At 62.4% G+C, this 12,538-nt stretch carries 16 protein-coding genes; 10 read left to right on the top strand and 6 right to left on the bottom strand.

The window, feature by feature from the left end; genetic code table 11:
- The first annotated feature begins 24 nt into the window (after positions 1-24).
- A complete protein-coding gene (locus OU419_RS11700; protein ID WP_254473201.1) occupies positions 25-588 on the top strand; it encodes a cysteine hydrolase family protein in 564 nt (187 codons plus the stop codon).
- 204 nt (positions 589-792) lie between these two features.
- Positions 793-1,545 carry an amidotransferase gene (locus OU419_RS11705; RefSeq protein WP_254473199.1) on the top strand — a complete coding sequence of 251 codons (753 nt, stop codon included), beginning with the start codon at positions 793-795 and terminating at the stop codon, positions 1,543-1,545.
- 125 nt (positions 1,546-1,670) lie between these two features.
- On the opposite strand, the gene OU419_RS11710 is transcribed toward OU419_RS11705, so the two are convergent.
- Both OU419_RS11710 and OU419_RS11715 read right to left on the bottom strand, forming a co-directional pair.
- Positions 1,671-2,642, bottom strand: coding sequence for a magnesium and cobalt transport protein CorA (locus tag OU419_RS11710; RefSeq protein ID WP_254473197.1), 972 nt, complete (start codon positions 2,640-2,642; stop codon positions 1,671-1,673).
- 97 nt (positions 2,643-2,739) lie between these two features.
- Positions 2,740-2,961, bottom strand: a complete 222-nt coding sequence (locus tag OU419_RS11715) for a hypothetical protein (protein WP_254473195.1) — start codon at positions 2,959-2,961, stop codon at positions 2,740-2,742.
- 278 nt (positions 2,962-3,239) lie between these two features.
- Here OU419_RS11715 and OU419_RS11720 point away from each other — a divergent pair, with 278 nt between their 5' ends.
- Entirely contained in the window at positions 3,240-3,746 is a 507-nt protein-coding gene (locus tag OU419_RS11720) for a macro domain-containing protein (RefSeq protein WP_254473193.1), read from the top strand.
- A 106-nt stretch (positions 3,747-3,852) separates the two neighbouring features.
- Here the strand turns inward: OU419_RS11720 and OU419_RS11725 are convergent, their stop codons facing one another.
- Complete coding sequence (locus tag OU419_RS11725; RefSeq protein ID WP_254473191.1) at positions 3,853-4,044, bottom strand: hypothetical protein; 192 nt, start codon at positions 4,042-4,044, stop codon at positions 3,853-3,855.
- Positions 4,045-4,223: 179 nt separating this feature from the next.
- Complete coding sequence (locus OU419_RS11730) at positions 4,224-4,913, bottom strand: crotonase/enoyl-CoA hydratase family protein (protein ID WP_254473189.1); 690 nt, start codon at positions 4,911-4,913, stop codon at positions 4,224-4,226.
- A 213-nt stretch (positions 4,914-5,126) separates the two neighbouring features.
- Here OU419_RS11730 and OU419_RS11735 point away from each other — a divergent pair, with 213 nt between their 5' ends.
- A complete protein-coding gene (locus OU419_RS11735; protein WP_254473187.1) occupies positions 5,127-6,401 on the top strand; it encodes a hypothetical protein in 1,275 nt (424 codons plus the stop codon).
- A 22-nt stretch (positions 6,402-6,423) separates the two neighbouring features.
- Entirely contained in the window at positions 6,424-6,708 is a 285-nt protein-coding gene (locus OU419_RS11740; RefSeq protein ID WP_254473185.1) for a GNAT family N-acetyltransferase, read from the top strand.
- 137 nt (positions 6,709-6,845) lie between these two features.
- Here OU419_RS11740 and OU419_RS11745 read toward each other — a convergent pair whose 3' ends face one another.
- Positions 6,846-7,922 (bottom strand): 3-deoxy-7-phosphoheptulonate synthase, encoded by a 1,077-nt coding sequence (locus OU419_RS11745; RefSeq protein WP_254473183.1) that lies wholly within the window; start codon positions 7,920-7,922, stop codon positions 6,846-6,848.
- Between the two features lie 180 nt (positions 7,923-8,102).
- On the bottom strand, positions 8,103-8,522 hold the full coding sequence (locus tag OU419_RS11750) for a PilZ domain-containing protein (protein WP_254473181.1): 420 nt from the start codon (positions 8,520-8,522) through the stop codon (positions 8,103-8,105).
- Between OU419_RS11750 and OU419_RS11755 the strand changes: the two genes are divergently transcribed.
- The 5 genes from OU419_RS11755 (at position 8,521) to cysB (ending at position 12,507) form a co-directional block, all read left to right on the top strand.
- Entirely contained in the window at positions 8,521-8,907 is a 387-nt protein-coding gene (locus OU419_RS11755; RefSeq protein WP_254473179.1) for a YbbN family protein, read from the top strand. The two genes, OU419_RS11750 and OU419_RS11755, sit on opposite strands and share 2 nt — an antisense overlap.
- Complete coding sequence (locus OU419_RS11760; protein ID WP_254473177.1) at positions 8,907-9,854, top strand: putative 2-dehydropantoate 2-reductase; 948 nt, start codon at positions 8,907-8,909, stop codon at positions 9,852-9,854. Before OU419_RS11755 ends, OU419_RS11760 begins: the two co-directional genes overlap by 1 nt.
- A 22-nt stretch (positions 9,855-9,876) precedes the next feature.
- Positions 9,877-10,788: a 5'-nucleotidase gene (locus tag OU419_RS11765; protein ID WP_254473175.1), complete on the top strand. Its 912-nt coding sequence runs from the start codon at positions 9,877-9,879 to the stop codon at positions 10,786-10,788.
- A gap of 93 nt (positions 10,789-10,881) precedes the next feature.
- Positions 10,882-11,367: a universal stress protein gene (locus OU419_RS11770; RefSeq protein WP_254473173.1), complete on the top strand. Its 486-nt coding sequence runs from the start codon at positions 10,882-10,884 to the stop codon at positions 11,365-11,367.
- Positions 11,368-11,532: 165 nt separating this feature from the next.
- Positions 11,533-12,507, top strand: a complete 975-nt coding sequence (gene cysB / locus OU419_RS11775; RefSeq protein ID WP_015476838.1) for an HTH-type transcriptional regulator CysB — start codon at positions 11,533-11,535, stop codon at positions 12,505-12,507.
- Positions 12,508-12,538 lie beyond the last annotated feature (31 nt).

The raw sequence follows: 12,538 nt of genomic DNA on the forward strand, positions 1-12,538 counted from the left end.
CAGACCTCGCGCAGGATTGCACCGATGCCGCTGGAAAGCCTACCCGCGTTGCTGATCATCGACATGCAGCAAGGTATGTGCGATAGCCGCGAACAACGTAACAACCCGCAGGCGGAGCAACGCATCGGCGAGTTGCTGGCGGCCTGGCGCGCGGCTGGTGCGCCGCTGGTGCATATACGGCATATCTCCCGCACGCCGGGCTCGCCGTTCTGGCCTGGGCAGCCGGGCGCCGAGTTCCAGGCCTCGCTGGCGCCTCTGGTGCATGAACATGTGATGGAGAAGAACGTCCCGGATGCTTTCATCAACAGCGGCCTGGAGCGCTGGCTGCGGATGCGTGGCATCGAGGCGCTGGTGATCTGCGGCGTGAGTACCAGCAACTCGGTGGAGAGCACGGCCCGCAGCGCCGGCAGCCTGGGGTTTCGTACCTGGGTGGCGGCGGATGCCTGTTTCGCCTTCGCGCGGGTCGATTTCGATGGGGTTTTGCGCAGTGCCGAGGAGGTTCATGCAATGTCGCTGGGCAACCTCCAGGGCGAGTTTGCGCAGGTGCTGGAGGCGAACGAGATACGCCGCCGGCTGTCCATGAAGTGATCTGTTGCAAACCGGTCGTCACCCTTGTGCGCCGGTGCAATTGAAGGAAGCGGGCTTTTCCGGTATTTCCCCTGAAATTCTCGTGCAAGAAACGGCGTTGCCATCTTGTGTCGTGAAAAAATAGAGCGTAATTTTCACGCGCGTTTCATCAGTGTCAGGAAAACCATTCTTATCAGCCGCCAACCCCCCAGGAATCACCACTGCATGTCGTTGCACATCTGCATTCTGGAAACCGACATCCTCCGCCCCGAGCTCATCGACCAGTACAAGGGCTATGGCTGGATGTTCCAGCAACTGTTTGCCAAGCAACCCGTTCCGGCCGAGTTCAAGGTTTACAACGTGGTGGAAGGGCATTACCCGCCCGAAGATGAGAAGTTCGACGCGTACCTGGTGACCGGCAGCAAGGCGGACTCCTTTGGCACTGATCCCTGGATCCAGACCCTCAAGGAGTACGTGCTCAAGCTCTACGAGCGTGGCGACAAGCTGCTGGGCGTGTGCTTCGGCCACCAACTGCTGGCGCTGGTGCTGGGCGGCAAGACCGAGCGTGCCAGCCAGGGCTGGGGGGTGGGTACCCATGAGTACCGCATCGAGGAACAGCCGGAGTGGATGAGCCCCTCACTGGGCGATGACTTGACCCTGCTGGTCAGCCACCAGGACCAGGTCACCGAGCTGCCCCACGGCGCGCGCCGCATCGCTTCCAGCGACTTCTGCCCGAATGCCGCCTACGCCATCGGCGACCAGGTACTGTGCTTCCAGGGCCACCCGGAGTTCATCAGCGACTACTCCCAGGCGATTCTGGAGCTGCGCAAGCACATCTTTACCGAGCCGGTGTTCCAGTCCGGGATCGACAGCCTTGGCCGCCCGCACCAGGGCACGGCGGTGGCGGAGTGGATGATGCGCTTCGTCCAGCAAGGTCGTGACGAGAAGAAGAAAGCCGAGAAGAAGAGTGCCGCCTGATTGCTGCCGTGTTGACTGAAAACGCCGCTCGATGGAGCGGCGTTTTCGTTTGTGCGCCGGTGCCAGGCCGAACGGTGTTTGCAGGATGGGCGGAGCGTCCCGGCAACATCTGACGCTTCCTGCACTCACAGCCAATCCGCCTGCTTGAAACTGATGTACAGCCCGACGCAACCCAGGGCCAGCAAGCCCATGACCAGGAAGTAGCCGTAGTGCCAGTGCAACTCCGGGATGTACTCGAAGTTCATCCCATAGATGCCCGCCACCGCGGTGGGAAAGGCAAGGATGGCAGCCCAGGCGGCGAACTTGCGCTGCACGATGCTCTGCCGTGACGACTCCAGCGCGAGGCCGACCTCGATGGTCTGGCTGGCCACGTCGCGCAGGGTGGTGAGATCCTCCAGCAGGCGATTCACGTGGATTGCCACGTCGCGGAAATATGGCCGCATCTGCTTGTCGATGAAGGGGAAGTCCAGGCGCTGCAGTTCCTGGCAAATCTCGACCATCGGGGCGGCGTAGTGCTTGAGTTTGAGCACTTCGCGGCGCAGGCCATAGATCTTCTCGATCTGCTCCTGGGTCAGCGATTTGCGCAGCACCTGCTGCTCCACTTCCTCGATCTCTTCGCGGATGGCCTCTACCACCGGTTCGTAATTGCTCATTACGAAGTCGAGCAGGGCGTAAAGCACGAAGTCGGTGCCGTGGGCCAGTAGCAGCGGGCGTGCTTCACAGCGTTGGCGAACCTGCGAGTAGGACTGCGAGAAACCGTGGCGGGCGCTGATGATGTAGCCGATGCCGGCGAACAGGTGTGTCTCGACGAACATCAGCCGGCTATCGGCGCGGATCGGCGAATAGATGACGATGAACAGCGCATCGCCGAAAGTCTCCAGCTTCGGCCGGCTGTGCTTTTCCAGGGCATCGGACACGGCCAGTTCGTGCAGGTTGAACTGCCGTTGCAGGTTGAACATTTCTTCTGGCGTGGGCTCCTGCAGGCCCGTCCAGACGAAGTGGTCGGGCTGGCACGCCCATCGATAGCCTTCTTCCAGGGGAATGTCGGCGACCTTGCGGCCCTTGCTGTAGACGGCGGATGCGATGACTCGGCCCATGATCAAACCCACCCCGTGACTGGACTGGACGCGGGCCGGTCGCCCGCATCAACCGATCAGTGTTGGACATGCCGGCCGGGCGCGCCAGCCGGGGGCTTCAGGAGTGAGGGCGCAATGCGTCCTGAAGCCCTTGCAGGGCCACTGGCACCGCCTGGTTGATCCGGGAGAACAGGCCGCTGCGGTCGACGCTGTCCACCGGTGCGCGACTGGCGCGATCGTAGCCGGCCGCCAGCGCCATGATCACCAGGATGACGATGGCATAGAGCCCCAGGGCGGCGAGGGCGCCGTTGCGGACGTAGCGGTGGGCCTGGCGATTCATGGTGACGACTCGGGTGGAGGCAAGCGATGGCCCAGTGTCGCTTTCGCCATTTCGATTGAGTAACGATGCCGGTTGCTTTCGAGTATCAGGGAAATTGATAGGCGCTCTGGGTGCTGGGTGTCGCGCAAAGGCCGCCGGGAGGTCGCCTTCTTTCGGGAGCAGTACGGTGTTCATGGGTGCTTGACCCGCATCAAAAATGGGGAGGCTGCAGGGCGTAACGTAAAAATCAGGTGGTGGCGCGAGGCTGCCACGGATATGCCAAAGGCAAGGAACCTCCCATGATTCGATACGTTGAAGGCGACATTCTGCTCAGCAAGGCCCAGGTCATCGCGCACGGCATCGCGCCGCAGGACCATTTCGATACCGGTCTGGCGCTGGCGTTGCGCGAGCGCTGGCCGTCGATGGTACGGGACTACCGACATGCCGCTCATTCGGACGCGCCGGCTTCCGGCTCGATCTGGGTCTGGTCGGGTGTCGACGCCGACGGCAGCACGCGTTGCATCGCCAACCTGCTGACCCAGGACATGCAGGGCTCGGGGCGCAGCGCCCGGCCGGCGAAGGCGACACTGGAGAATGTGGGGCATTGCCTTAAGGAGCTGGCCAGGTACGTGCAGAGCGAGGGAGTGAACAGCGTAGCGCTGCCCTGTCTGGCGACGGGAGTGGGCGGGCTGGACTGGAAGGACGTGAAGCCGCTGGTGGAACGCTATCTGGGCGAGCTGTGGGCCACCGTGGTGGTCTACGAGGTCTACCGCAAGGGTGTGGCGGCCGCTGAAACACTGGCCTGACGCAGCGTCGGCGCCCCCGAAAAGCCCGGCCAGAGGCCGGGCTTTCCGCTTCTGGCTCGACTGCATGACGTCACCTGCTGCAGGCGGCTGATGGGGTGCGAGAGTTTCAGCCCTGCTTCGAGGTTGCTTCCACGTTCACCTGATGGCTTGCGGACTGTTCGGTCTGTTGCTGCTGGACGCTGTGGGTCAGGTTGAGCATGCGGTTCTGCATCAACGAGGACTCTTCGGCGAAGCTGGCCTGGGCAGCGATGGCGGCGGCAGCGGCGAGGATGGTTGCGGCGATAACGTTGAGTTTCATGATGAACACCTCCGATAGGGTTCTGTTGGGTTCATCAATAGGTTAATCCGCAATAATTTTTGAAAAATACCGATTCGGCTTAATCAGTTTTGCTAAAAAAGCAATAGTAAGTCTTCGTGATCGAATGCGTGGATGAAAAAAAGCCCGGCGTGAGAGCCGGGCTTTTTTTTGCGCTGGTGTCAGCCCAGGTGCTTCCGGTCCAGCTCGATGGAGCGATCGAGGGTTTCCAGCAGTTGCTTGCGCACTTTCAGCTTGGTGTTGCGGTGCGCCGTCATGTTGAGCTTCTTCAGGTGGCGAGCCGCTTCCAGGGCTGCTTCCTGCAGTTGCTCGGCCGCCACGATCTTGTCGAGGAAGCCCGCGTCCACGGCATCGCGCGGGCTGAACATCTCGGCGTTGACTACCGAGCGGGTGAACGCCGAGCGACGCAGGCGGTCACGAGCCAGTTCGATACCGACGTGGTGCATGGTCATGCCGATGGCAACTTCGTTGAGGCCGATCTGGAACGGGCCGTCCACGCCGATGCGGTAGTCCGCCGAGAGCAGGATGAAGGCGCCCTTGGCCACCGCGTGGCCGGTGCAGGCGACGATGACGGGGTAGGGGTGGGAGAGCATGCGGCGCGCCAGAGTGGAGCCGGCGGCGACCAGGTTTACCGCGTTTTCCGGCCCGGAGGTCATCACCTTCAGGTCATAGCCACCGGAGAGAATACCCGGCTGCCCGGTCACGATGACCACTGCCCGATCCTGCTCCGCCTGATCCAGCGCCTGATTGAAGGCCTCGATGACGGCGGGGGAAATCGCATTCACCTTGCCGTTGTTCAGGGTCAGGATGGCGATGCCGTCTTCGAGTTGGTAGGTGATCAGCTCACTCATGGCAGTAATCCTTGATTGGAAGTGGGCCAGAACATACTGACGGGGAGCCTGGGCGTAAAGCGTTTTGACTGACCGGTGGGTCACCCCCCGGCCCCTCATATCTGTGGGGAGTCGTACGCATTTCCGGGAGGCCGCCGTGGAGGCGGCCGAAGGGTGCTGTTAAGCTGCCACTACCGCACCTGCATCCCTCGTTCTCGCAAGGACCGCCGCCTCATGTCGAAATTCTTCAAGTGGACCATCCTCGCCGTGGTCGTCGTTGCGCTGATCATCAAGGCGTCGCTGTGGCTTTCCGTGCGCAGCATCGTCAACGATGCGATTGCCACGCTTTCGCCGGTGATGGAAATCACTTATGGCGGGATTTCCTCCTCCTTCGACGGGCGGGTCGGGTTGCAGAACGTCGAGATCAGGGTGCCGATGGTCGGCGACAGCCTGAAGGTGGCCCACGCGCAACTGAAGTTCGACGGATTGCGGGCGCTGTTGAGCTTCAAGGAGCGCCTGGCACAGCGCAAGCTGCCGGAGCAATTGGCGCTCGAACTGCAGGGCGTGGAGCTGCAGGTGCATGGTCCGTTCGTGCAGCAGTTGTATGCGGTGCCCGCCGAGAAGAGCGTATTCACCGCGATGAGCGAGGTAGCGTGCGGCAACGTGCGTAATATCGGTGCCGACGAGCTGCTGCAGATGGGCTATCGCACCGTGCAGTCGGATATCGAGTTTTCCTACCGCATGGAGCCGGGCGCCCAGAAGCTCACCTTCAATCTGCGCAGCGATACCCGCGATATGCTGGACATGCGCGTGGCCATGTCGCTGATCAACGTGTCCGAGAACCCGGGCGATATGCGCGTGAACCCGCCACGGGTTTCCCAGGTCACCGTGGAAATGGACGACAACCAGTACCAGCGCCGGGTCAGCGAGTTCTGCCGCGGCAAGCTCGGTCTCGATCAGAAGGCGTACCTTGCGCTGTCGCTGGAGAAGTTCGACAACGCCCTGCGCCAGCAGCGTATCGCTCTGGACAAGCCTGTACTCGACGCCTATGGCCGCTATCTGAGCGATCCGCGTTCGCTGCGCATCGAGCTGACGCCCAGTGAAGGGATGGCCTGGGGCGGCCTGGAGTTCTTCGAGCCCAAGGACGTGATTGCGATGCTGCGCCCGAACGTGATGATCAACCAGGAACCGTTGCCTCAGTTGGGCTTCGCCTGGGTTGATCCGCTGAAGAAGAAAATCACCCCGGAAAACGATCTTCAAAGGGTTTCGGCTGAAGAAACGGTTGAGTCGAAGCCTAGAACGCAGCAATATGAGTTCGTTAGCGTCGACAGCCTTGCCCAGTACACCGGCAAGCGCCTGCAGTTCATCACGTTCGATGGTGCCTACTACCAGGGTGTACTGCACAAGGTGGAGAACGGCCGAGCCTATATCACCGTCCTGCTTGGGACCGGCTCGGCGGAAATGTTCCTCCGCCTGAACAAGATCAATCAGGTGCGGGTCATGTTGTGAGGCCCCCAGAAGGAGAGAGCAAGTGAGTGAGTCGTTGTCCATCCATCACGATGAGTCCAGCCATCAGTTCGTCACGACTGTTGATGGTCATCGCGCCTACCTGGCCTACATGGATCTGGGCAAGCAGACGCTCGATATCTATCGCACCTTCGTACCCGACAGCCTGCGCGGCCGCGGCATCGCCGCGGCGCTCACCGAGCACGCGCTGCAGTACGCCGAGCGCAAGGGGTACAGTGTGATTCCGTCGTGCTCCTATGTGGAGCGCTACCTGGAGCGTCGCCAGCGTCATACCAATACCGCGCTCTGAGCGACGCCAATGCGAACTGAAGGACCGGGCATCCGCCCGGTCTTTTTGTATGTGCGACTCGCCTGGCAAGAGCTGGCCGTTCATGCGGGCATGAAAAAGCCGGGCGATTGCCCGGCTCTTTATTGCCGCCGAAAATGTCAGCCGCGCTGGCGCTTGGGCAGGACGTCCTTGAGCTTGGCGTGCATGCTGCGCACGGCCTTCTCGGTGGTCTCCCAGTCGATGCAGGCGTCGGTGATGGATACGCCGTACTGAAGTTGGCAGAGGTCCTTCGGAATCGGCTGCGCTCCCCAGCCCAGGTGGCTTTCCACCATCAGGCCGACGATCGAGTTGTTGCCTTCGGCGATCTGGTTGGCGACGTTGTCCATCACCAGCGGCTGCAGGGCGGGGTCCTTGTTGGAGTTGGCGTGGCTGCAGTCGACCATGATGTTCAGCGGGATCTTCGCCTTGTTCAGCTCCTGCTCACACAGCGCGACGCTCACCGAATCATAGTTCGGCTTGCCGTTGCCACCACGCAGCACCACGTGGCCATAGCGGTTGCCCTTGGTGGTGACGATGGACACGCCGCCCAACTGGTTGATGCCGAGGAAGCGGTGCGGGCTGGAAACCGATTGCAGGGCGTTGATCGCCACGGTCAGGCTGCCATCGGTACCGTTCTTGAAACCCACCGCCGAGGACAGGCCGGAGGCCATTTCGCGATGGGTCTGGGATTCGGTGGTGCGTGCGCCGATGGCCGACCAGCTGATCAGGTCCTGCAGGTACTGCGGGGAGATCGGGTCAAGGGCTTCGGTGGCGGTGGGCAGGCCCATTTCCGCGAGGTCGCGCAGCAATTGACGGCCGATGTGCAAGCCGTCCTGGATCTTGAAGGAGTCGTCCAGGTACGGGTCGTTGATCAGGCCTTTCCAGCCAACGGTGGTGCGTGGCTTCTCGAAGTACACGCGCATCACCAGGAACAGCGAGTCGGAGACTTCGGCGGCGAGAACCTTCAGGCGCTCGGCGTATTCATGGGCAGCCTTGATATCGTGGATCGAGCAGGGGCCGATCACTAGGAACAGGCGGTGGTCCTTGCCGTCGAGAATGTCACGCACGACCTGGCGGCCGTTGGCGACGGTGCGCAGGGCGGCGTCGGTCAGGGGGATTTCGCGCTTGAGCTGCTCCGGCGTGATCAGGGTCTCGTTGGAGGCAACGTTAAGGTCGTCGATCTGTAAATCAGCCATCGTGGTACTCAATCAGGTCACGGGTGCCGGCCGCCAGGAATCCCCGTGCGATGGGGCGCAGGCATTGGAGTCGCTTAGGGGAACCCGAACCTTAACCGGTCCGGCGCCGGCTCGACAATGGCCTGACGCAGGAAAATGCCCGGATCACGGGCTTTTGCGCGACATTCTGCGAGAGTGTCGTCAGACCGCGCAAAACAATGGGAAGTCCGCCGCGTTGTGCGCGATCCACTCCAGGGCGATGCCTTCTATCGGCTGCGCGCGGCCCAGCTCCTGCTCGCGCTGTCGCCGAAAGCTCTCTATCTGGCATGCCTGTTCGACCATGCGGGCGCGGAACAGCGTGTCTTCATCGATGAAGGCGATACCCACACGGTAGTCGCTGGCCTGTTTGCGGCTCCAGGCCACGATGCCCGGATAGCGCGCCGCGTCGCCCAAGAGAGGAATACGCAGCTCGATGGCGGTGCCGCGGCGAAAACCCCGCGGCGAGTTGCACGCCACGCCGCCGAGGCTGATATTGTGCAACCGCTGGCGCGGCAGGAAGGTCTGCTTGCGAATGACCAGTTCGACCGGAAGGTCGCAAGGGTGGCGCAGGAACTGACGCATGACGGAGTGCTCCGACTGCAATCTTCTTGGTGTTGGCAACTTGAGTATAGTGCCGGCGCTGGAGCTGACTGATCTGGACGCCGACCACTGGCTGCTCGCGCTGCCGGGAGTGTCACTGATGGTTTTTACCGGAGAGGGCTGTTCGTCCTGCCGCTGGGCGCGGGCGCGGCTGCCGTCGCTGGCGCTCCCGGTGGATCGCCTGTGCTGGATCGACGCGGGCCGCAACGGCGGGCTGGTGGAGCGCTACGAAGTGTTCCATCTGCCGGCGCTGTTCCTGGTGCGTGACGGTGAATTCCTGGGGGCCGTCCATGCCTCCCTGCGCCCCGAACCTCTGATCGAAGCCCTGCGCGATGGCCTGTCGCGCCCTGCTGAGGAGTTGCCTTGATGAATCTGCGAATCGGCATCATTGGAACCGGCGCCATTGGCGGTTTCTATGGATTGATGCTGGCCCGCTCCGGCCACGATGTGCATTTCCTGCTGCGCAGCGAGTATCCCGCTGTGGCGCAGAACGGATTGCGCTTGAACAGCCAGGTGCACGGTGCCCTGAGCCTGTCGCCGGTTAATGCCTATGAGGAGGCCAGCCAGATGCCCAGGTGCGACTGGCTGCTGGTTGGTGCCAAGACCACCAGCAATGCCGGCATGGCGCCGCTGATCGCCCAGGCCGCGGCCCAGGGCGCGAAGGTGCTGATGCTGCAGAATGGCCTGGCGGTGGAAGACGAGCTGCGGGCTCTGTTGCCGGATCACCTGCACCTGCTCGGTGGCCTCTGCTTCATCTGCGTGCATCGCGCGGAACCGGGGGTGATCGAGCACCAGGCTTTCGGTGCGGTCAACATCGGCTATCACTCCGGTCCGGCGCAGAGCGCCGAGGAGCGCCAGGCGATCGTCGAAGAAGGCGCCGGGCTTTTCCGCAGCGCCGGGCTGGATTCCAACGCCATGCCTGACCTGGAGCAGGCGCGCTGGCAGAAGCTGGTCTGGAACATTCCCTACAACGGTCTTTCGGTACTGCTGGATAGTGGCACCCGGGCGATCATGGACAACCCCGATAGCCGCGTTCTGGTGGCCGAGTTGATGGCGGAAGTAGTAACAGGCGCCGCAGCCTGCGGCCACGCGCTGCCGGCAAACCTGCCCGAAGCAATGCTGGCCTCGACCGATGCGATGCCGGACTACCTGCCAAGCATGTATCACGACTTCGCCCAGAACCGTCCGCTGGAGCTTGGCGCGATCTATGCTGCGCCGCTGGCTGCCGCCCGTCAGGCCGGCTGCGAGTTGCCGAAGATCGAGGCGCTTTACCGCGCGCTGCGCTTCATCGACGCGCGCAACCAGGCTCGCTGAGCCGGACCTACTGGAGAGAGACATGGCGAAGGGGCTGGGCGACAAACTGGTGGTGGCGATTTCTTCGCGGGCACTGTTCGATCTGAGTGAGAGCCACCAGGTGTATGAGAGCGAAGGAGTCGAGGCCTATCGTCAGTACCAGATTGCCCGCGAGGACGACGTCCTGCTGCAGGGCGATGCCTTCGCGCTGGTGAAGAAGCTGCTGGCTCTCAATAACGATTCCGATAGCGCTCCGGTGGAGGTGATCCTGGTCTCGCGTAACAGCGCCGACACCGGGCTGCGGGTGTTCAACTCGATCCAGCACTATGGCCTGGGAATCTCCCGGGCCGCGTTCGTCGGTGGCCGCAGTCCCTATCCCTACCTGAAAGCCTTCAACTGCCACCTGTTCCTTTCCACTCACATCGATGACGTACGAAGCGCGTTGGAGGCTGGGTTCGCTGCCGCGACAATCCTTTCCGGTGGCACCCGGCGCGAGGCCAGCGGCGAACTGCGCTTCGCCTTCGATGGCGACGCGGTACTGTTCTCCGATGCGTCCGAGCGGGTTTACCAGCAGGGCGGGCTGGAAGCCTTCCAGACCCACGAGCGCGAGTCCGCACGCCAGCCGCTGGGTGGCGGCCCGTTCAAGCCCTTCCTCGCGGCGCTCAACCGTGTCCAGCAGGCATTCCCCCAGGAGTCCTGTCCGATCCGCACTGCGCTGGTGACGGCGCGCTCGGCGCCGGCGCACGAACGGGTGATCCGTACGCTGCGCGAGTGGGATATCCGCCTGGACGAGTCGCTGTTCCTCGGTGGCCTGGACAAGGCAGCCTTCCTCGAAGCCTTTGCCGCCGATGTGTTCTTCGACGATCAGGCAGGTCATTGCGAGAAGGCCCGCGAAGTTGTCGCCACCGGCCATGTGCCTCATGGCGTGAGCAACGAGAAACAGACTGCCGGGTAGCCAGCAGCCGCGACATCCGGTCCCGGCGGAGCGACGGGCGTTCTGCTGCTACGCTGCTGGTAGGCCCGCCGCGCAGGCAGTCGAGGAGGCCGCATGATCCGATCGATTCTTTACGCCACCGACCTTGGCCTCTACGCCCCCTATATCCTCCAGCACGCCCTAGCACTGGCGCGCGCCTACAGCGCCGAGCTCTACGTGGTGCATGCGGTCGAGCCGCTGGGGCTGTTCGCCGAGTCGGTGTTGCAGACGTACCTGGACGATGGAACGCTGAATGAGATGCGCAGCAACGGGTTGACCAACGTGATGGGCAGCATCGAGCAGCGGGTGATGGAGGGGTTTCGCGACGAGCTGGGGGAAGCGCGCCAGGATGCCGAGCTGATTCGTTCGGTGCGGGTGATTCAGGGGGATCCGCCGATGGTGATTCTGGAGGAGGCGCGGCGTCTGGGGGTGGACATCATCGTTGCCGGCAGCCACAGCCATGGGGAGGGGCTGAATACGCCACTGGGGCGCACCGCGGGGCGGCTGGTGCAACTGGCCGAGGTTCCGGTTTACCTGGTTCCGATGTTGCAGCACCGCTGAAAGCATTGTGACAGCACATCGGACTAACCCGGAATTTCCGTATGGCTTTAGACGAATGGCATGCAGGGTGAAAAAAAACGTCTAGTTTTATTCCTTAAACCATTAATATGGTTATAAAACATAAGCTCCTGATCGCGGGTCGCGACATTCTTTCGAGGAAATTCCATGAAGCTTCAGCAATTGCGCTATATCTGGGAAGTCGCGCACCACGATCTGAACGTCTCGGCCACTGCCCAAAGCCTCTACACCTCGCAGCCCGGCATCAGCAAGCAGATCCGCCTGCTCGAAGACGAGCTGGGCGTCGAAGTCTTCGCCCGCAGCGGCAAGCATCTTACTCGCGTCACCCCGGCTGGCGAGCGCATCATCAATACCGCCGGCGAGATCCTGCGCAAGGTAGAGAGCATCAAGCAGATCGCCCAGGAATTCTCCAACGAGAAGAAGGGCACCCTGTCCATCGCCACTACCCACACCCAGGCGCGTTACGCGTTGCCTGGCGTGATCAGCGGCTTCATCAAGCAGTACCCGGACGTATCCCTGCACATGCACCAGGGCACGCCGATGCAGATCGCTGAAATGGCGGCCGATGGTACCGTCGACTTCGCCATCGCCACCGAGGCGCTGGAACTGTTCGGCGACCTGATCATGATGCCGTGCTACCGCTGGAACCGCTGCGTGATCGTGCCCCAGGGCCACCCGCTGACCAAGGTGCCGAAGCTGACCCTGGAGCTGCTGGCCGAACAACCCATCGTGACTTACGTATTCGGCTTCACTGGCCGCTCCAAGCTCGACGAAGCCTTCAACCAGCGTGGCCTGGTGCCGAAAGTTGTGTTCACCGCCGCTGACGCCGACGTGATCAAGACCTACGTTCGCCTGGGCCTGGGCGTGGGCATCGTCGCTCACATGGCGGTCGATCCGAAGCTCGACAGCGACCTGGTGATGCTCGATGCCAGCCATCTGTTCGAGTCCAGCGTGACCAAGATCGGCTTCCGTCGTGGCACGTTCCTGCGTGGTTTCATGTGCGACTTCATCGAGAAGTTCGCTCCCCACCTGACCCGCGACTTGCTGGCCAAGGCCGTTCAGTGCCACAACAAGACCGAGCTGGACGAACTCTTCGAAGGCATCGAGCTGCCGGTCTACTGATCGCGGCACCCCACGAAAGAGCCCGGCGAAT

The organism is Pseudomonas triclosanedens (assembly GCF_026686735.1).
Lineage (GTDB): Bacteria > Pseudomonadota > Gammaproteobacteria > Pseudomonadales > Pseudomonadaceae > Pseudomonas > Pseudomonas triclosanedens.